This window comes from Azorhizobium sp. AG788, from assembly GCF_004364705.1.
Classification (GTDB): Bacteria; Pseudomonadota; Alphaproteobacteria; order Rhizobiales; family Xanthobacteraceae; genus Azorhizobium; species Azorhizobium caulinodans.
Window position 1 is genome coordinate 272,216 of sequence record NZ_SOBM01000001.1, and the last position, 17,938, is coordinate 290,153.

A 17,938-nucleotide genomic window follows, 5' to 3' on the forward strand; every position below is an offset into this window, starting at 1 on the left:
TCTGCAACCTGCGGCCGTTCGGCTCGTTGACCCAAGTATAACGCCGGAACGGTCCAAAAAGACACGCTCCAGCATGGGCCGGGAGGGTGCGACTTGCTTTGCGATGCAGCAAAAAGCGGATGCTCATTCCGTAGGGGCAATGGCGTGGAAGAAGGTGCCCGTCACCTGTCCGCGCCGGCTGCCCGACGGCGGCAGCGCGGTGCCCTGGCTGTCGGCGAGCTCCGCCAGCGGCGCGTCGGAACCCCGGTCGATCACGCTGGCATAATGGAATTCGTGCCCCCGCACCCGCGTCCCCGCCCGGCCGATGGGCGTGTCGCCGAGCAGGCGCGCCTCGCGGTAGCCGAGATTCATCTTGCGCTTTGCGAAGCTCGTCTCCAGCGCCAGCAGCCCGGCCATGGCGTGGCGCGCGCCCTGTGCATCGACGATGCCCTGGCCGAGGGCCATGTAGCCGCCGCACTCCCCATGCACCGGCTTGTGCGCTGCGAAGGCGGTGAGCCCCGCCTTGAAGCGCTGGGCATTGGCGAGCGCCCCGCCATGCAGCTCGGGATAGCCGCCGGGCAGCCAGCAGATGTCGGCGGAAGAATCGGGCGCCTCGTCCGCCAGCGGCGAGAAGGGCAGGATCTCCGCGCCCGCCGCCCGCCATTCCGCCAGCAGATGGGCATAGACGAAGGTGAAGGCGGCATCCTGCGCCAGCGCGATTCTCTGCCCGGGCGGCGGCAAGGCACGAGCCGGGTTCGCGGCCACCGGCCGCACGGGGGCGGCGAGCGCCAGAATGGCCTCGAGATCGAGATGGGCTTCCGCCATGGCGGCCAGCGCATCGAGCCGGGCGTCGAGGTCCGCATGCTCGCCCGCCTGCACGAGGCCGAGATGGCGCTCCGGCAGCGCGAGGGTGGCGTCGCGCGGAATGGCGCCCACCACGGGCAGGCCGAGCGGCGCCATGGCTTCGCGCACCAGCCGGATGTGCCGCTCGCTGCCCACCCGGTTGAGGATCACGCCGCCGATGCGCACCTGCGGATCATGCGCCATGAAGCCGCGCGCGACGGCGGCGGCGGTCTGCGACTGGCCGGAGACATCCAGCACCAGCAGCACGGGAACGCCGAGCAGCGCCGCCATGTCCGCCCCCGCGCCGCTGCGGCGGGGCGGGGCGGCAACGCCATCGAACAGGCCCATGGCGCCTTCCACCACGAGGAGGTCGCCATCCGCCCCGGCGAGATCCACCAGATGGGCGAGCAGGCCGGGCGGCATGGCCCAACTGTCGAGATTGAGGCCCGGCCGGCCGGTGGCGGCGGCGTGGAAGGCGGGGTCGATATAGTCCGGACCCGATTTCGCCGCCCGCACGGCAACGCCACGCCGGGCGAGCGCGGCGAGGAGGCCGAGCGTCACCGTGGTCTTGCCGGAGCCCGAGCGCGGGGCGCCGATGAGCAGTCCGTTGAGGCTCATGGCTGGCCCCCGTGACGGCGCGCCGCCTGCGGCCTATGAAGGGCCTCATGAGCACAGGCGGCAAGGAAGACGGGCCTTTCGCGGAGCAGCCGGACGGCGCGCCGGCCCCGAACCTGCGTCGCGGCTGGACGACGGGTACCTGCGCCGCCGGTGCCGCCAAGGCCGCCTTCGCCGCGCTGGTGACGGGCGCTTTCCCCGATCCCGTCGAGGTGGAGCTTCCGAACGGTGCCCGCCCCGCCTTTGCCCTCGCGGTGAGTGTCCTTGAAGGCGACAGCGCCCGCGCCAGCATCGTGAAGGATGCGGGCGATGATCCGGACGTGACCCATGGCGTGCTGGTGAGCGCCACCGTGCGCCGGGGCCCGCCGGGGGCGGGCGTCACCTTCGCGGCGGGGGAAGGGGTCGGCATCGTGACGCGCCCCGGCCTTCCCGTTCCGCCCGGCGAGCCGGCCATCAATCCCGTGCCCCGGCGCATGATTGCGCAGGGCATCGCCGAGGTGGCGGCGGCGGCGGGCGTGCCGGCCGATGCCGAGGTGGAGATTTCCATCGCCGACGGGGAGCGTCTCGCCAAGAAGACGCTCAATCCCCGCCTTGGCATTGTCGGTGGGCTCTCGATTCTGGGCACCACGGGCGTCGTGATCCCCTTCTCCTGCGCGGCCTGGATCCATTCCATCCATCGTGGCATCGATGTGGCCCGGGCCATGGGGCTCGATCATGTGGCGGGCGCCACCGGCTCGGCCTCCGAGGCAGCGGTGCAGGCGCTGCATCAGTTGCCCGAGACCGCGCTCATCGACATGGGCGATTTCGTCGGCGGCATGCTGAAATATCTGCGCGCCCATCCGGTGCCGCGCGTCACCATCGCCGGTGGCGTCGCCAAGATGACGAAGCTCGCGCAGGGGATGCTGGACCTCCACTCCAAGCGCGGCAGCGCCGATCTCACCGCGCTGGCGCATCTCGCGCGCGAGGCCGGCGCGAGCCTCGATCTCGCCGACCGCATCGGCAGCGCCAACACTGTCGCGCAGGCTTTTGAGGAGGCCGGAGCCGAGGGCCTGCCGCTGGGCGATCTCGTGGCGGCGCGGGCGTGGGACGCGGCGGCGGGCGTGATCGCGGGCACGGGCATGGAACTGGAGATCGTGGTCTTCGACCGCGACGGCGCGCTGATGGGGCGGACCGGGTTTCGGGCGGCTTAGGTTTGTGGGCGGCTGCGCGTCGCTCTGGCGGCCGCCGTTATACCCCCCTCCCCAGCCCTCCCCCGCAAGGGGGGAGGGGGTGGGGTGCGCGAGATGAAGGGCGTTTTGGCGAGCGGATGGAGCGGGACAAGCGAGGAACGGCGCGTGCTCGAAGTCCGCGTGCTCAGAACCGGGCGGGAAACCCTCCCCCCTTGAGGGGGAGGGCAGGGAGGGGGGTAAGACGCTCTCCGCTTGTGCCCGGTTGCCCAATCCCCACGCGGTGACAACTCGCATCAAACGGGCGTTGCTCCAGCGGCGGCCGTCGCCGCCGGGCGGGCGGGTTCGCCTCTCCCCGAGAAGCACCGTCCTCACTCCGCCATCCCCCGGAAGCGGCGGACGTAGTCCACATTGTAGAGGGCGCTCTCGCGGAAATCGGCGGCGGCGAGGGCGGGGCCCACCAGAATGAGCGCCGTGCGGGCGATGGGGTCGGCCGCATCCTGCGCGGCGATGGTGGCGAGCGTGCCGCGCAGGATGCGCTCGTCCGGCCAACTCGCCTTCACCACCACCGCCACCGGGCACTCCGCCCCATAGAAAGGGGTGAGCTCCGCCACCACGCGGTCCAGCGCATGGATGGCGAGATGGATGGCGAGCGTCGCGCCACTTTCGGCAAAGGTGGCGAGCTTCTCCCGCTCCGGCATGGCGGAAGCGCGGCCGGAGACGCGGGTCAGCACCACGCTTTGCGCCACTTCCGGCACGGTGAGTTCCGCCCGCAGCGCCGCCGCCGCCGCCGCGAAGGCGGGCACGCCGGGCGTCAGCGTATAGGGGATGCCCCGCCGCTCCAGCCGGCGCACCTGCTCGGCGACCGCGCTATAGACCGAGAGGTCGCCCGAATGCAGCCGCGCCACATCCTGCCCCGCCGCATGGGCCGCCACATATTCTTGCTCGATCCGGTCGAGATCGAGGGGCGCGGTGTCCACGATGCGCGCGCCCGGCGGGCAATAGGCCAGCAGGTCCGGCGCCACGATGGAGCCGGCATAGAGGCAGACGGGGCAGCGGGCGATGAGATCGCGCCCGCGCACGGTGATGAGGTCGGCGGCGCCGGGGCCGGCGCCGATGAAATGTACGGTCATGGGAAACGGGAACTCATGGCAGCGCGCCGCTGCGGGCGAGCGCGCAGGTGACCGAGCCGAGCGCGAGGCGCGGGCCCAGCAGATGGGCATTGAGGCCGCAGGCGGCAAGCGCCGCCGTCTCTGCGGCGGAGGGAATGCGCAGCAGTGCCACCACCCGTTCGGAATGGGTCTGGGTGCGCTCGGCCATGGCTTCCAGCTGGCCCTGCGGAATCAGCACCAGCGGCAGGCCCAGCAGGGCCGCCGCCTCGGCGATGCCCGCCTCGCCACCCTTCACGGCCGGTGTGGCGATGACTTTCAGGTCTTCGCGCGACAGGTCCACGCGCGTCAGTGCCGCGTCGATGGCGGCGAGCACGTCCTGCGCGGTGACGCCCCGCTTGCTGCCGATGCCTGCCGCGATCATGCGGACGCTCCCGCCTTGACGACGCTCCACTGCGTGACCGGCATCGCCGGGCGCCAGCCGGTCATGCCCTTCACCGGCACGGCGCGGGACACGGACAGCCGCGCCAGGCTGCCGCCGAGGCGCGCGTAATGCTCCAGAAGCACGGCTTCGGTCTCCAGCGTGACGGCATTGGCGACAAGGCGCCCGCCCGGCTTCAATGCTGCGAGGGCTCCGGCGAGGACACCCGGCTCGGACCCGCCGCCGCCGATGAACACGACATCGGGCTGCGGCAGGCCCGCATAAGCCTGCGGCGCGATGCCCGTGACGACGGCAAGGTGCGGCACTCCCAGATTGCCCGCATTGACCCGGATGCGCTCGGCGCGGGTTTCGTCCTGCTCGATGGCGGTGGCCGAGAGGGAGGGGTGCGTCAGCAGCCATTCGATGGCGATGGAGCCCGCGCCCCCGCCCACGTCCCAGAGATGCTCCCCGGCCCGCGGCGCGAGGGCGGACAGGGTCACGGCGCGGATCTCGCGCTTGGTGAGCTGGCCGTCATGGTCGAACAACCCGTCCGGCAGGCCGCAGGTGAGCGGCAGGGCCTGCGAGGCCGTGTCCGCCGGGACTTCCAGGGCGAGGATGTTCAGCGGATCGACATCCGCGAGATCGAAACCGGCGGCAGTCGCCGTGCGCATCCGCTCGCGCGGGCCGCCGAGGGCTTCCAGCACGGTGAGCCGCGCCGCGCCGAAGCCGAGCGCGGCGAGGAGGGCCGCCGCCTGCGCGGGACCTTCGCCGTCCGAGGTCAGGGCCAGAATGCGGGCGCCCGGTTGCAGAAAGGGCCGGATGCGGCCGATGGCCTTGCCGTGCAGGGAGACCTGCGCCGTCTCCTGCAAGGGCCAGCCGAGCCGGGCCGCCGCGAGGCTGAAGGCCGAAGGGCCGGGAATGACCCGCATCTCATCCGCCGGAACATGGCGCGACAGGGTGGCGCCGACGCCGTGCAGGAAGGGATCGCCGGAGGCGAGCACGCACACGCGCCGCCCGCGCGCCGCCAGCACCTGCGCGATGCCCTCCGAGAACGGGCTGGGCCAGGGGCAAGGCGTGCCGCGGACGAGCGCTCCGGCCAGCGCCAGATGCCGGACGCCGCCGAACACCAGCTCGGCGTCGCCGACGAGCGCGCGCGCGGCGGGGGAGAGGCCGTCCGCGCCATCCTCACCGATGCCGACGATGGACAGCCAGGGCCGTGCTGCGGCAGTGTCGCCCGCCATGTCAGGTCCCTCGCTCAGCCAAGCCGCATCCATGCCGCGTCACATCCTCATCCTTGGGGGGACAGGGGAGGCCCGGCGTCTCGCCGCGCGACTCGCAGGCGAGAAGAACCTCCATCCCATTGTGTCGTTTGCGGGCCGCACCGAAAACCCCGCGCAGATGCCTGTCCCCGTCCGCGTGGGCGGCTTCGGCGGTATCGAGGGGCTGCGCGCCTATCTCGCCGCCGAGCGTATCGCGGCGGTGATCGACGCCACCCATCCTTATGCGGCTCAGATGTCCCGCCACGCTGCGGCGGTCTGCGCGTCTTTGGGCGTGCCGCTCCTCGCCCTTCGGCGGCAGCCCTGGACGCCGGTCGCCGGCGATCGCTGGCGAGAGGTGGAGGACGTCGCGGGCGCCCTTGCGGCGCTGGGTGAGACACCCCGCCGCGTCTTCCTCGCGCTGGGCCGCAACGAGGTGCGCGCCTTCGAGGCGGCGCCGCAAAATGCCTATCTGGTGCGCAGCGTCGATCCGGTGGAGCCGCCGCTGGCGGTGCCCCACGCCGATTATGTGGTGGCGCGGGGCCCCTTCACCGTCGAGGGCGATCTGGACCTGCTGCGCGACCATCGCATCGAGATCATCGTCGCCAAGAACAGCGGCGGCCCTGCCACCTACGGCAAGATGGAAGCCGCCCGCGCGTTGGGCCTCGAGGTGATCCTGCTGCGCCGGCCGGACGTGCCCGATGTGCCGGCGGTGGAGACGGTGGAAGAGGTGGCGCACTGGCTCGCGACGATGAACACGCCCGACGCCTGGAGCCGCACCCATCGACGCGCGCGCTAGTGCCCCGGCATGGTCAGCACCAGCGGGCCGTTGCGGGTGGCGACCACCGTGTGCTCGTACTGGACCGTGAGCGCGCGAGGCTCGCTATAGAGCGTCCACGGATCGTCCTCGACATTTTCGGCGAGGGTCGCGCCGAGCGACAGGAAGGGCTCCACCGTGAACACCAGCCCTTCCGTGATAATACGGCGATCGGAGGCATCCGGCCAGGTGGCGATTTCGGTGGGCTCCTCGTGCAGCGAGAGGCCGACGCCGTGGCTCGCGAGGTTGCGCACCAGCGTATAGCCGTTCTTCTTGGCAAAGGCGCCCACAGCCTGGCCGATGCCCGCCAGCGGGCGGCCCGGCGCCACCTGCCGCAGGCCCGCCCACATGGCGCGGCGTCCGTCGCGGCAAAGCTTCTCCACCGCCCGCGTCACCGGTGGCACGGCGAAGGAGGCGCCGGTGTCGGCGAAATAGCCGTTCTTGTGCGCGGAGACGTCGATGTTCACGAGATCGCCGGGCCGGATGGCGCGGTCGCCGGGAATGCCGTGGGCGACTTCCTCATTGATGCTGATGCAGGTGGCGCCGGGAAAATCATAGACCGTCTCGGGCGCCGACTGCGCGCCGGCGGCCTCCAGAAAGGTCCGGCCGATCCCGTCCAGCTCGCGGGTGGTGATGCCGGGCTCGATCGCCTTGCTCATCGCCTCCAGCGCCTCGGCGCAGATGCGGCCGATCTCCTGCATTGCCTTCAGCTCGTCGTCATTCGACAGCGTCATGGCCTGTCCTTTCGCATCAGCCCTGCATCATCGCGCCGAACGCGGCGAATAGACGAGGGGGGACAATCCCGGCCGTGTCACCACCCGCGTTTCGGTCGAGCCGATGATGACGCAGGTGGCCATGTCCGCGATGCTCGCGTCGGCATCCGCGAGCGTGGCGAGGGTGGTGCGCTCGTCCGGCCGGCCGGCGGCGCGGCCGAAGATGACGGGCACGGTTCCCGGCAGCACTTCGCGCAGCAGGTCGAAGGCGGCGCCGAGCTGCCAGGGGCGGGCCTTGCTGATGGGGTTGTAGAGCGCGATCACGAAGCCCGCCTGCGCCGCCGCCTTGAGGCGGGCGGTGACAAGCTCCCACGGCTTCAGATTGTCGGAGAGCGAGATGGCGCAGAAATCGTGGCCCAGCGGCGCGCCGATGCGCGCGGCCACCGCCAGCATGGCGGTGACGCCCGGCACCACGGAAAGCTCCACGGCCCGATAGGCGTCCGGCCCCTTTTCCACCGCCTCGCAGACCGCCGCCGCCATGGCGAAGACGCCGGCATCCCCGCCGGACACCATCGCCACCTGCGCGCCGGCCACTGCCCGGTCGAGGGCCGCGCGGGCGCGGTCCAGTTCCTCGCGATTGTCGGAGGCATGGCGCACCTGCCCCGGCCGCTCCGGCGCGCGGGCGAGATAGGGGCCGTAGCCGAAGAGTTCGTCCGCCGCCTCCAGCGCGGCCACGGCCTCCGGTGTCATCTGCTGGGCGGCGCCGGGGCCGAGGCCCACCACGGTGAGCGACCCGCTCACGCGGCGCGCTCCCAGCCCGGCACCAGCACGATGGCGAAATAGGGCGCGCGGTCGTCATTGCGCTCGGCGAGCGGCACCACATAGCTCTCCGCCATGGTGCCCCGCTCCACATAGAGCGCGCGGGGCAGGCGGCCCGCGGCGGCGAGCGCGCGGCGGATCTTCGGCAGGTTGCGGCCCACCTTCATGATGACGGCGGCATCCGCCTCGCTGAGGCGGCGGGCCAGCTCCGGCTCGTCCAGCGTGCCGGGCAGCACCATGAGCACATCATCGCCCTGCGCGATGGGCGCCCCCGCCTGCGACCAGCAGCCGGACATGCCGGTGACGCCGGGAATGACCCGCGTGGGAAAGCGGTGGGCGAGGCGCACATGCAGATGCATGTAGGAGCCGTAGAAGAGCGGATCGCCCTCGCTCAGCACCGCCACATTGAGCCCGGCCATGAGGCGCTCGGCCACGCGGGCGGCGGATTCGTCATAGAAGGCGCCGATGGCGAGCTTGTAGGCCTCGTCATGCCGGTGAATTTCCGTGGTCACCGGATAGAGCAGGGGCAGTTCTTCCGCCCCTAGGCGGAAGTGGGCGCCGGCAATGGCGCGGGCGTGGCTGTTGTTGCCCGCCTTGGCGAAGTGGGCGATCACGTCCGCCTGCTCCAGCGCGCGCACGGCCTTGAGCGTCATGAGTTCGGGATCGCCGGGGCCGACGCCGACGCCGATGAGCTGTCCGATGGCGGCGTTCACAGCCCGGCCCTCGCGAGTGCGTTGATGGCGGCGGCGGTGATGGCGCTACCGCCGAGCCGCCCGCGCACGATGGCGAAGGGCACGCCGCGCGGGTTCTCCGCCAGCGCATCCTTCGATTCCGCCGCGCCCACGAAGCCCACCGGCATGCCGAGGATGGCGGCGGGCTTCGGCGCGCCGGCATCCAGCATCTCGAACAGGCGGAAGAGGGCGGTGGGCGCATTGCCGATGGCCACCACCGCGCCCTCCATCCGATCGCGCCAGAGTTCCAGCGCGGCGGCGGAGCGCGTGTTGCCGATCTCGGCGGCGAGCGCCGGCACCCGTTCGTCACGCAGGGTGCAGATGACCTCGTTGTTCGCCGGCAGCCGGGCGCGGGTCACGCCATGCGCCACCATCTGGGCGTCGCACAGGATGGGCGCGCCCGCCTGAAGCGCCGCGCGGGCGGCAGCCACGAAGCCGGGGCCGAAGACGAAATCGCGCGCCGCTTCCACAAGGCCGCAGGCATGGATCATGCGCACGGCCACGTCCGCCTCGTCGTCCGAGAAGCGGGAGAGGTCGGCCTCGGCGCGGATGATGGCGAAGGAGCGTTCGTAGATGGCCGTGCCGTCGCGCTCATAATCGAGAGGCGAGGGGCTCACGGGGTGGACTCCAGCACGGCGGGTGACAACAGCAACGGCTCCAGCGACGAGGACGGCAGGCCCGCCAGCGTCTCGACCATGCGCGCACCGGGCGTGTGAGCCGCGTCGAGCGCGCCGGCGAGGCGGGCGAGCGTGGGAAGAAGCGCCTCGACCGTGATCTGCGGCCGGATTGCATCCCCCGCTCTGCCCTCTCGCACGAGCGCCACCCGATTGTCCATGGCGTCGGCGGGCAGGCCGACGAGGGTGAGGTTGGCCGGCGCAGGATGCGCGCACCCTTTGGTACAGGCGGAGATGTGCACCTGGAGCGAGCCATCCAGCGCCTTGCCGAGCACGTGCGCCACCTCGCCCGCAATGGCGCGGGCGGGAATGTAAGCGGAGGCGCAGGCTGGCGCTCCAGGGCACGCGGCGACGAAACGGCGGGGATCATCCGCCTGGATCAGGCAGCCGAGGCGTTCGGCGGCCGCGCTGAAGGTGTCCACGCCCTCGGCCGACAGGCCGGTGGCGATGAGGCCATGGTCGGGTGCAGGCCGCAGGTCGCGGGCGCCCGCCGCCTCGGCGGCAGCGGTGAGCCGTTCGATATCGTCCGCGTGCAGCGCGCCGAAGGGCAGGCCGATGCAGCAGGCTGTCGAGCCGTCCTTCAGCGCGAAGAGGCCGATGGGGCTCGTCTCGCGCATGGGGCGGGGCGGAGCATCGGTGGCCGGGGGCAGGGCATCGGCCATGCGCGCGGCGGGGCCAAGCGCCGCGAGGCGCTCCAGCAGGCCGCGCACGAGGTCCGGCGCATCGCGTCCCCGCACGCTGCCGAAGGGGAGCGCGCGCGCTGCATCTCCCGCAAGGGAAACGTCCCACATCTTCTCGCCCTTGCCGGGACGGGCCACCAGCCGCACGTCGGTCTTGAAGGCATCGAGGCTCAGCGCCCCGCCGCCATCCACCACCACGGAGACCTTGGCGCCAAGCCGGGGCATGAGGTCCGCCGCCATCTCATGCAGCCGGGCCGCCATCAGCCGGGCATCGACTGCCTCCGTGGCGTCGATGCCGGAGAGGGGTGAGACATCCACCGGCAGGCCGGTGCGGGGCGTAATGCCGAGCCGGTCCACGGCGGCATTGAGGGGGCCGACGCTGTCCTCGGTCAGGCCACGCAACTGCACGCTGCCCTTGGCGGTGATCTCGATGATGCCATTGCCATACGCGCGGGCGGCGGAGGCCAGCCCGCGCATCTGGGCGAGCGTGAGCCAGCCCTCCGCCGGCACGAGCCTCACCAGCAGGCCGTCGCCGGTGGCCATGGGTGCCGTGAGAGCCGGGCAGATGCCCCGCCGGGTCGGGGGCCTAGGAGATGTGGACATGGTCACCTGCCCTGCCGCCGGGCGGTGCGGCCTGAGGAACTGTCATGGGCCGCGTACGGGGGCCGCGCGGTGGGATGGCTGAATCCCTCCGCACGGTGTTTGCGGGCGATGTCAGGTTGAAATGCGAACGCGCATCCGGCGCCGTGCGGGAGAACCCTCCCCCCTTGCGGGGGAGGGCAGGGAGGGGGGTAATGCCCTCTCCGCTGCGAGTCTTTCGTGCTGGAACGCGCCGCGTGAGGGCACCGCGCGGGCCGCCTTCCGATGTGCGGGCGCATCTGCCCCCGCCGTCATACCCCCCTCCCCAGCCCTCCCCCGCAAGGGGGGATGGGGCTGGGTGCGCGGGGGGGAGAGGGCGCGAGGTTGGCGTGCGGTGAGGCGAGGCGAGGTCGTGCATCATTCCGCCGCCTCCGCTCTCAGCGCATCGAGATCGGCGTCGATGTCGTTGCGCCGGGGGTGCCAGAGGCCGCGACGGCGGGCGTCGGCGAAGCGGCGAGCCATGGAGGTGGCGGCGGCCGGGTTCTGCGCCAGGAGGAAGGCGCGCACCTTTTCGTCCCGCAGATAGGCGCCGTGGAGCGCGTCGATGAGCCGGTCGGGCACGCGGCCGGTGGTTTCGGCGAAGGCGATGAGGCGGTCCACCGTCTCCAGAAGCTCGGTGGCGCCGCGCGGACCGTGGCGCATCTGGCCGGCGATGAAGACCTGCGACACCCGTCCATGGACGATGCGCGAGAGCGCGGTGGCGAGGTCGCGCGCCTTGGGACGGGCGGGATCGCTGGTGTCCAGCACGATGAGGTCCACCGCGCGGCCGAGCTTTTCCGCCGCCGCCGCGAAGCCGCCGATGAAGGCCGAATCCGCGCCGCCATCCAGCAGATCGCGGGCCGGATCGTCCGCCCCATGGAGCAGGCCGTCGGCGGCGGCGACCCGCGCGGCGAAGGCGCCGGGGGCGGGGCGGGCGGTGCCGTCCGGCCCGCCATAGGCATAAGAGGCGTGGTCGAGATAGGCGGCGCCGAGATCGGCGCGGTCGGAGAAGGCGCCGCGCGCCAGCTGGTCCTCCATGCCCGCGCCATAGGCGCCCGGCGCGGCGCCGAAGATGCGCGGGGCTTCGCCCGAGGCGGCGAGCGGATTGTCGTCGCCCTCGTCCGTGCGGGCGGCCACCGCGCGGGTGGCGGCGTCAAGCAGGGCCACCTGCGCGGGGAAGATGTCGCGAAACAGGCCGGAGATGCGCCACGTCACATCCACGCGCGGCCGCCCCAGTACGGCGGGGGGCAGCACCTCGATGCCGGTGACGCGCCCGGTGGCGCCATCCCATTGCGGACGGCAGCCCATGAGCGCGAGCCCTTGCGCGATTTCCTCGCCCCCGGTGCGCAGGGTGGCGCTGCCCCAGAGGTCGATGACGAGCGCACGGGGATAATCCCCGTGCTCCTGCAGGAAGGCGCGCACCACCTCATCCGCCGCGAGGCGGCCGAGGTCCATGGCGGTGGGGGTGGGAATGGCGCGCGGATCGGCCGTCGAGAGATTGCGCCCCGTGGGCAGCACGTCACGCCGCCCCCGGCTGGGCGATCCGGCCGGACCGGCGAGCACATGGCGGCCATCGAGGGCCGTGAGGAGCGCGGCCCGCTCCGCCGCGCCGCTTGCCGCGCGGGCGGCGTCCGCATCGTCCTGACCGAAGATGTGGAGCCCGTCCTTCACGGCGAGATCCTTCACATCGCACAGCCAGGCGTCGATCTGGCGCAGCGCCGCATCGGGGTCCGCATCCGCCGGCACGCCGGCCATGGCGGAAAGGCCGGTCTCGGCGGCAGTTTCGACGATCAGGCGGGCGAGACGTTCCCTGCGGCGGCGGTCGAGGCCGTCCGCCTGCGCATATTCATCCACCAGCCGCTCCAGCCGCTGCTCGGCCTCGGAGAGGCTCGCGCTGGCGAGGGGCGGGGGCAGGTGGCCGAGGGTGACGCCGGCGATCCGCCGCTTGGCCTGTGCCGCCTCGCCGGGATTGCTGACGATGAAGGGATAGATGACCGGCAGCGGCCCCAGCAGGGCCTGAGGGAAGCAGGCGGGGGTGAGGGCCACGGTCTTGCCCGGCAGCCATTCCAGCGTGCCATGGGCGCCCATATGGACCAGCGCATGGGCCCCGAAGCGCTGCCGCAGCCAGAGGCCGAAGGCAAGCAGCGCGTGGCGGGGCGGCAGTGCCGGATCGTGATAATCCGCCCGCCGGTCCAGCGACGCGCCCCGCTCCGGCGCCAGGGCCACGAGCGCGTTGCCGAAACGCGCGGCGCGGAAGACGAAGGCGCCGTCCCGCACGTCCGCATCCGCCTCGGGCGGCCCCCAGGCGGCATGAATTGCGGCCTGCGTCTCAGCGGGCAGGGCGGCGAGGGCGGTGGCGTAGTCCGAGAGGACGTAGGTCTCGCGGGCTTCCTCCAGCCGATGCAGCAGGGCTGCGGCATCGGCGGGGGCTTCGGATACGGCGTAGCTCTCGGCGCGGAGCGTCTCGATGAGGCGGCGGGCGCTCTCGGGCACGTCGAGCCCCACCGCATAGCCGGTGCGGCCGGGCACGCCGGGATAATCGGGCATGAGCAGCGCCAGCCGCCGCTCCGCGCGCGGCGTGCGGGCGAGGCGCACCAGTGCCGCCGCCCGGTCCGCGGCGTGCGCGATGCCGGCCGCATTGGGGGCATTGCGGGCGGCGGCGAAGGCGAGATCGTCGGCGGGCGGGGTGAGCGACTTGAAGGAGATGGCCCCCGCCAGCACGCGCCCGTCCAGCTCGGGCAGCACCACATGCATGGCAAGGTCCGCCGCCGCGAGGCCGCGCGCGCTCTCCGCCCACGCTTCCTCGGCGGTGGTGGCGGGAATGACCTGAAGCACCGGCGGGCCGCCGGGGGCAAAGAGATCATCCGCATCCCCAGCCGCGAAGGCGGTGGCGGTGAGGATGACATCCGGCCGCGTGTCGGCGATGGCCTGCCGCACGAAGGCGCGGGCGGCGGGGTCCTTCAGGCTGGAGAGAAAGAGTGGGACGGGCGTCACCCCCCGCGCGCACAGCGCCCCCGCCAGCGCGTCGATGGGGGCGACGTCTCCGGCGAGCCACATGGAGCGGTAGAACAGCAGCAGGGCGCGGGGGCGCGCGCCATGTTGGGGCGAGGGCTCGTCGGTTGTGAGATGCTCGGCGTTGTATGGGGGGGCGGGCGTTCTACCCCCCTCCCCAGCCCTCCCCCGCAAGGGGGGAGGGGGTGGGGTGTGCGAGGACGAGAGGGCGTTCTTTGAGTCGCAAGCAACATCCGCAGCGCCCGGCATGTCGGCGGCGGCGGCCTCTCCCATTTCACCCTCTCCCGCTTGCGGGGGAGGGCAGGGAAGGGGCGACGCGCGCAGCGCGGCGGTGGGTGCGAGGCTTGCGGGCGGTGTGTCGTCCGAGGGTGTGATGCCCCCTCCCCAACCCTCCCCCGCAAGCGGGAGAGGGGGCAGGTCGTGCGGGGAGGGAAGGGCGCGCCCAGAAACTGCCGGGGCAGGTGGAACGTTTCCCGCTTGGGCGCCGATAAATGCCGCAGCGCCCGTCATCTCGGCGGCGGTGCCCTCTCCCATTTTACCCTCTCCCGCCTGCGGGGGAGGGCAGGGAGGGGGCGACGCGCAGCGCGCGGCGGCGTGTGCGTCATCCACCGGCGCCCGTAGCACGCCCGCCAGATCCACGGCTCCGACGCCGGGCCGGTAGAAGGCGGCGGGGGGCACGGGCGTGGGCGCGGCGGGCTCGGGCAGGGCATGGCCGGCGATGCGGGCGAGGCGCGTGAGCACGCCGGCCATGTTGGCGGGGCCACCCTGGCGGAAGCCGGCGAGTATCACTGCCAGCTCGGCCGCATCGATGGTCGAGAGGGCGGCGAGGCGCGGGTCGTCCTGGTCCTCGCCGGGCAGCAGCGCCAGGGCGATGTTCTCGCGCCGGGCCAGTTCGGCGAGGCGTTCGGCGCCGTAACGCCACCAGTCGAGGCCGCCCAGCAGGCGCACGAGGATGACCTTGGCGTGCCGGGCCGTGCGGTCGATCCACAGATCCACCGACATGGGATGGCGCAGGTCCTTCAGCCGGGCGAGGCGCAGCGTGGGCAATCGCGCGCGGTCCTGCCGCCAGGCGGCGGCAAGGGCCAGAAGATCGCTGTCGGTGAAGGACAGCGCCACCACCTCGGCCGGAGGCAGGCGGAGATCCACGGGCTCCGCGAGGTCCTCGATGCTGGCCGATGTGGTGGCGAGGATATGCATGGATCAGCCGAGCAGCGCCCGCTCCACCGCCGCGCGGTCGAAGCCCTTGAGGCCGATCACCACGAGGGCGCCGCGCCGGGCTTCCTCCGCCTTCCACGGACGGTCGAAATGGTGCGACACGCGCGGGCCAACGCCCTGCACCAGCAGGCGCAGGGGCTTGCCAGCGACCGCCGCGAAGCCCTTCACCCGCAGCACGTCGGGGGCTTCGGCAGCGGCGGTGACGCGGGCGGCCAGCGCCGCCGGATCGGTGATCTCGGGAATGGCCACGACGAAGCTGTCGAAATCGTCGTGATCGTGGTCCAGTTCGTCGTCGTGATGGGTCTTGCGGTTCTCGATCTCGTTCTCCACCGCAAGGCCGAGGCCGAGCATCACGCTCGGGTCCACCTTGCCGCCGGCGGCCCGCACCACGCTCACCGCGCGGGGGAGCGCGGCGGAGACGCGCGCGCCCGCGGTCTCGGCGGCGGCGGCGTCCAGCAGGTCGGATTTGGAGATGATGACGAGATCGGCGCAGGCGATCTGGTCCTCGAACACCTCTTCCACCGGGTCGTCATGGTCGAGGCTGTCGTCGGCGGCGCGCTGGGCGTCGAGGGCGTCCATGTCATGGGCGACGCGACCTTCCGCCAGCGCCGGGCCATCCACCACCGCCACGACGCCGTCCACCGTCACCCGGCTCTTGATGGCCGGCCACTGGAAGGCCTGCACGAGCGGCTTGGGAAGCGCGAGGCCAGAGGTCTCGATGAGGATATGGTCCACCTCGCGGGCGAGGATCTGGTCCAGCGCCGGCACGAAGTCGTCCGCCACCGTGCAGCACAGGCAGCCGTTGGAGAGCTCGACGATATTGTCCTCCGGGCAGGCCTCGATGCCGCAGCCTTTGAGGATTTCGCCGTCAATGCCCACATCGCCGAACTCGTTGACGATGACGGCCAGCTTCCGGCCGCCGGCATTCTCCAGCAGGTGGCGGATGAGCGTGGTCTTACCGGCGCCGAGGAAGCCGGTGACGATGGTGCAGGGAACGCGGGTGAGCGAGGTCATGAAAGCTCCGAAAACATGAGATCAGGCGGCGGGCGGCGCCAGCGGCGGGATGCGGGCCACCATGCCGCGCTTCAGCGCGTCGGGCCGGCCCCGCCACGGCAGCAGGCCGTCGGTGGAGGTGAGGAAGAGGCGGGCCCCGGCGAGAAGATCATCCGCCGCTTCGGCGGAGAGGTCGCCGAAGACATAGGACCAGCCGTCGCGATGGGTGAGGGCGGCGCTCAGCGCGCGTTTGCAGTTGGCGAGGCACTTCACCTCGCGCACCACGATGTCGGTCTCCCCTGCGGCGCGCACCTGCGCCAGCAGGTCGGCGCCGGCGGGCGTCGCGTCGGCCGGGGCATCGGGGAGGCGGCAGGTGGAACAGACGTAGAGCGTCACGGCCGGCGGTCCGGAGCCGGCGGCCCGTTCGGGCATTAGAGTATCGTGCTGCTGCAAGGCACGGGGTCCATGGGTGCAGCTGGCCCGCGAGGGCCTTTTAAAGGGCGCATGGCCAGGGCACCCCGCCCGGCGCGTTCCTCATCAATGGCAGGTCTCCTGGCTTGCGGGTCACGGTCCTGTGCCGCCTTCCCGGCGCCGGATGTCTCCGGGCGTCCAGTGGCTCGTGGCACCGACTCACCGCCTACAGTTGCGGGGGCAGCTGCGGTTGACGGACCTTGGCGCCTGAAGGCGCCGGGCCGCTTCGCATTCCCTTTTCACCCGGCAGGGCAGCACGCGCCCGACCGGGACCATCGATGGGGCCACTAAAGGGCCGGGGGGCGGGGAAGTCAAATGGGGGAGGCCGGGCGCGTCCGTCTCGGGACTGAGGCTTGGGCTTGTCCCGGCTTTGCGTCAGGGGCGCTCGGTCGTAATATGACTACCAGTGGTCATATTGCGGAACCTGGACGCGGGAGGCATCGAGCCATGGACGAGATCCAGTTGCGGACGGCCAAGGAGAACTTGTCCCAGTTCGTCGATCAGGCGGTGGCTGGAGAGCCGGTGGTCATCACCCGCCACGGAAAGCCGCAGGTGGTGCTGGTGTCGTGGGAGGAATGGAACCGGGTCAGCCGGTCCGTCCCGTCCTTCGGCTGGCTGCTGGCCCATCCTCCGGCGGGCATCGAGGACGTCCCCGTGCGCACGGGGCGGCGGTCGCGGCGCCTGCCGGACCTCTAGCCGCCATGACCGCGACCCGTGCCGCCGGCTATCTGCTCGACACGAACGTCATCTCCGCAGCCTCGCCCCGGCAGGCCCCGCATCACGCGGATCTGGTCGCATGGCTGGTGGCGAACGGGGATCGCCTGTGGTTGTCCAGCATCTCCGTCATCGAGATCGTCGCTGGCATTGCGGCGGCCGAGCGCAAGGCCACGACCCGGCAGGTACCGGAACTGAAGGTCTGGCTCTCGGCCATCGAGGCCTATTATGCGGATCGCATCCTGACCATTGATCCGGCGGCGGCCCATGAGATCGGGCGCTTGCTCGAACACGCAACAGCCACGGGCCATAATTGCGATTTCGAGGACATTGCCATTGCCGGCATCGCCCGTTCGCGCGGGCTCATCGTCCTCACCCGCAACGTTCGAGATTTTGCGCCCCTGGGGGTCGACATCCACGACCCGTTCGCCGCGCTGCCGGATTAAGTTGCCTGAGCCTTCAGCCCCTCACCCCCGCGCGCGCTCCACGATGGCGAGGGCCGCCGCGAAGCTGTCCTCGATGCCGAGGTGCGAGGTGTCGAGCAGCACCGCATCGCTTGCCATCACTAGCGGGGCGGCGGCGCGGGTGCTGTCGCGTTCGTCACGTTTGTGAATGTCGGCGAGCACCGCTTCATAGGAGGCGAGGGGATCGCGGGCGGCGAGTTCCTTGAAGCGCCGCTCGGCGCGAACCTCGGGCGAGGCGGTGACGAAGAGCTTCACCGTGGCATCGGGGCAGATGACGGAGCCGATGTCGCGTCCGTCCAGCACCGCGCCTTCCGGCCGGGCGGCGAAGCGCCGCTGGAGGTCGACGAGGGCTGCCCGCACACCAGGCCGCGCGGCGACCACGGAGGCCGCCTCCCCGATGGCCCCGGTGCGCAGGCTTTCGGGATCGAGCGTCGTCACGTCGAGGGTGCGCGCGGCTTCCACGGAGGCGGCTTCATCCTCGAGCTTGCCCGCAGCGAGGCAGATGGCGCCGACGGCGCGATAGAGCAGGCCGGTGTCCAGATGCGCAAGGCCCAGATGCCCGGCAATACGCTTGCCGAGCGTGCCCTTGCCGGAGGCGGCGGGGCCGTCGATGGCGATGATCATGGCC

The 17,938-nt window shown here is 72.0% G+C and carries 17 protein-coding genes and 1 riboswitch; of the genes, 4 read left to right on the top strand and 13 right to left on the bottom strand.

The window, feature by feature from the left end; genetic code table 11:
• Window positions 1-123: 123 nt before the first annotated feature.
• A complete protein-coding gene (locus DFO45_RS01290) occupies window positions 124-1,440 on the bottom strand; it encodes a cobyrinate a,c-diamide synthase (protein ID WP_133863446.1) in 1,317 nt (438 codons plus the stop codon).
• Between the two features lie 47 nt (window positions 1,441-1,487).
• On the opposite strand from DFO45_RS01290, the gene DFO45_RS01295 reads away from it, so the two are divergent.
• The gene (locus DFO45_RS01295; protein ID WP_133863447.1) at window positions 1,488-2,627 is read left to right on the top strand and encodes a cobalt-precorrin-5B (C(1))-methyltransferase; all 1,140 of its coding nucleotides are present in this window, start codon (window positions 1,488-1,490) and stop codon (window positions 2,625-2,627) included.
• Window positions 2,628-2,974: 347 nt separating this feature from the next.
• On the opposite strand, the gene cobM is transcribed toward DFO45_RS01295, so the two are convergent.
• The 3 genes from cobM to cbiE are packed head-to-tail and all read right to left on the bottom strand — an operon-like array spanning window position 2,975 to window position 5,374.
• Window positions 2,975-3,736, bottom strand: coding sequence for a precorrin-4 C(11)-methyltransferase (cobM, locus tag DFO45_RS01300; RefSeq protein ID WP_133863448.1), 762 nt, complete (start codon window positions 3,734-3,736; stop codon window positions 2,975-2,977).
• 13 nt (window positions 3,737-3,749) lie between these two features.
• The gene (locus tag DFO45_RS01305) at window positions 3,750-4,136 is read right to left on the bottom strand and encodes a cobalamin biosynthesis protein (RefSeq protein WP_133863449.1); all 387 of its coding nucleotides are present in this window, start codon (window positions 4,134-4,136) and stop codon (window positions 3,750-3,752) included.
• Window positions 4,133-5,374, bottom strand: a complete 1,242-nt coding sequence (gene cbiE / locus DFO45_RS01310; protein WP_133863827.1) for a precorrin-6y C5,15-methyltransferase (decarboxylating) subunit CbiE — start codon at window positions 5,372-5,374, stop codon at window positions 4,133-4,135. Before cbiE ends, DFO45_RS01305 begins: the two co-directional genes overlap by 4 nt.
• A gap of 31 nt (window positions 5,375-5,405) precedes the next feature.
• On the opposite strand from cbiE, the gene DFO45_RS01315 reads away from it, so the two are divergent.
• Window positions 5,406-6,188 (top strand): cobalt-precorrin-6A reductase, encoded by a 783-nt coding sequence (locus DFO45_RS01315; protein WP_133863450.1) that lies wholly within the window; start codon window positions 5,406-5,408, stop codon window positions 6,186-6,188.
• On the opposite strand, the gene map is transcribed toward DFO45_RS01315, so the two are convergent.
• The 8 genes from map to DFO45_RS01355 all read right to left on the bottom strand — a co-directional run bounded on the left by map (window position 6,185) and on the right by DFO45_RS01355 (window position 16,093).
• Entirely contained in the window at window positions 6,185-6,940 is a 756-nt protein-coding gene (gene map, locus DFO45_RS01320; protein ID WP_133863451.1) for a type I methionyl aminopeptidase, read from the bottom strand. The genes DFO45_RS01315 and map overlap by 4 nt on opposite strands.
• Before the next feature lie 27 nt (window positions 6,941-6,967).
• On the bottom strand, window positions 6,968-7,720 hold the full coding sequence (locus DFO45_RS01325) for a precorrin-3B C(17)-methyltransferase (RefSeq protein WP_133863452.1): 753 nt from the start codon (window positions 7,718-7,720) through the stop codon (window positions 6,968-6,970).
• Window positions 7,717-8,451: a precorrin-2 C(20)-methyltransferase gene (locus DFO45_RS01330; RefSeq protein ID WP_133863453.1), complete on the bottom strand. Its 735-nt coding sequence runs from the start codon at window positions 8,449-8,451 to the stop codon at window positions 7,717-7,719. The genes DFO45_RS01325 and DFO45_RS01330 overlap by 4 nt, the downstream gene beginning before the upstream one ends.
• Window positions 8,448-9,086, bottom strand: coding sequence for a precorrin-8X methylmutase (locus tag DFO45_RS01335; RefSeq protein WP_133863454.1), 639 nt, complete (start codon window positions 9,084-9,086; stop codon window positions 8,448-8,450). The genes DFO45_RS01330 and DFO45_RS01335 overlap by 4 nt, the downstream gene beginning before the upstream one ends.
• Window positions 9,083-10,426 (bottom strand): precorrin-3B synthase, encoded by a 1,344-nt coding sequence (gene cobG, locus DFO45_RS01340; RefSeq protein ID WP_133863455.1) that lies wholly within the window; start codon window positions 10,424-10,426, stop codon window positions 9,083-9,085. Before cobG ends, DFO45_RS01335 begins: the two co-directional genes overlap by 4 nt.
• Before the next feature lie 393 nt (window positions 10,427-10,819).
• Window positions 10,820-14,650, bottom strand: coding sequence for a cobaltochelatase subunit CobN (cobN, locus tag DFO45_RS01345; protein ID WP_133863456.1), 3,831 nt, complete (start codon window positions 14,648-14,650; stop codon window positions 10,820-10,822).
• A gap of 3 nt (window positions 14,651-14,653) precedes the next feature.
• Complete coding sequence (gene cobW, locus DFO45_RS01350) at window positions 14,654-15,682, bottom strand: cobalamin biosynthesis protein CobW (RefSeq protein WP_133863457.1); 1,029 nt, start codon at window positions 15,680-15,682, stop codon at window positions 14,654-14,656.
• Between the two features lie 21 nt (window positions 15,683-15,703).
• Entirely contained in the window at window positions 15,704-16,093 is a 390-nt protein-coding gene (locus DFO45_RS01355) for a DUF1636 domain-containing protein (RefSeq protein ID WP_133863458.1), read from the bottom strand.
• 92 nt (window positions 16,094-16,185) lie between these two features.
• Window positions 16,186-16,424: riboswitch (cobalamin riboswitch) on the bottom strand.
• Between the two features lie 155 nt (window positions 16,425-16,579).
• Here DFO45_RS01355 and DFO45_RS01360 point away from each other — a divergent pair.
• Both DFO45_RS01360 and DFO45_RS01365 read left to right on the top strand, forming a co-directional pair.
• The gene (locus DFO45_RS01360; RefSeq protein WP_133863459.1) at window positions 16,580-16,828 is read left to right on the top strand and encodes a type II toxin-antitoxin system Phd/YefM family antitoxin; all 249 of its coding nucleotides are present in this window, start codon (window positions 16,580-16,582) and stop codon (window positions 16,826-16,828) included.
• 5 nt (window positions 16,829-16,833) lie between these two features.
• Window positions 16,834-17,292, top strand: a complete 459-nt coding sequence (locus DFO45_RS01365) for a PIN domain-containing protein (RefSeq protein WP_133863460.1) — start codon at window positions 16,834-16,836, stop codon at window positions 17,290-17,292.
• 21 nt (window positions 17,293-17,313) lie between these two features.
• On the opposite strand, the gene cmk is transcribed toward DFO45_RS01365, so the two are convergent.
• Window positions 17,314-17,934 carry a (d)CMP kinase gene (gene cmk / locus DFO45_RS01370; RefSeq protein WP_133863461.1) on the bottom strand — a complete coding sequence of 207 codons (621 nt, stop codon included), beginning with the start codon at window positions 17,932-17,934 and terminating at the stop codon, window positions 17,314-17,316.
• Window positions 17,935-17,938 lie beyond the last annotated feature (4 nt).

Bases quoted from the DNA above. Each gene is read 5' to 3' on its own strand.
- DFO45_RS01290 (WP_133863446.1), bottom strand. From the start codon at position 1,440: ATGAGCCTCAACGGACTGCTCATCGGCGCCCCGCGCTCGGGCTCCGGC.
- DFO45_RS01295 (WP_133863447.1), top strand. From the start codon at position 1,488: ATGAGCACAGGCGGCAAGGAAGACGGGCCTTTCGCGGAGCAGCCGGAC.
- cobM (WP_133863448.1), bottom strand. From the start codon at position 3,736: ATGACCGTACATTTCATCGGCGCCGGCCCCGGCGCCGCCGACCTCATC.
- DFO45_RS01305 (WP_133863449.1), bottom strand. From the start codon at position 4,136: ATGATCGCGGCAGGCATCGGCAGCAAGCGGGGCGTCACCGCGCAGGAC.
- cbiE (WP_133863827.1), bottom strand. From the start codon at position 5,374: ATGGCGGGCGACACTGCCGCAGCACGGCCCTGGCTGTCCATCGTCGGC.
- DFO45_RS01315 (WP_133863450.1), top strand. From the start codon at position 5,406: ATGCCGCGTCACATCCTCATCCTTGGGGGGACAGGGGAGGCCCGGCGT.
- map (WP_133863451.1), bottom strand. From the start codon at position 6,940: ATGACGCTGTCGAATGACGACGAGCTGAAGGCAATGCAGGAGATCGGC.
- cobG (WP_133863455.1), bottom strand. From the start codon at position 10,426: ATGTCCACATCTCCTAGGCCCCCGACCCGGCGGGGCATCTGCCCGGCT.
- cobN (WP_133863456.1), bottom strand. From the start codon at position 14,650: ATGCATATCCTCGCCACCACATCGGCCAGCATCGAGGACCTCGCGGAG.
- cobW (WP_133863457.1), bottom strand. From the start codon at position 15,682: ATGACCTCGCTCACCCGCGTTCCCTGCACCATCGTCACCGGCTTCCTC.
- DFO45_RS01355 (WP_133863458.1), bottom strand. From the start codon at position 16,093: ATGCCCGAACGGGCCGCCGGCTCCGGACCGCCGGCCGTGACGCTCTAC.
- DFO45_RS01360 (WP_133863459.1), top strand. From the start codon at position 16,580: ATGGACGAGATCCAGTTGCGGACGGCCAAGGAGAACTTGTCCCAGTTC.
- DFO45_RS01365 (WP_133863460.1), top strand. From the start codon at position 16,834: ATGACCGCGACCCGTGCCGCCGGCTATCTGCTCGACACGAACGTCATC.
- cmk (WP_133863461.1), bottom strand. From the start codon at position 17,934: ATGATCATCGCCATCGACGGCCCCGCCGCCTCCGGCAAGGGCACGCTC.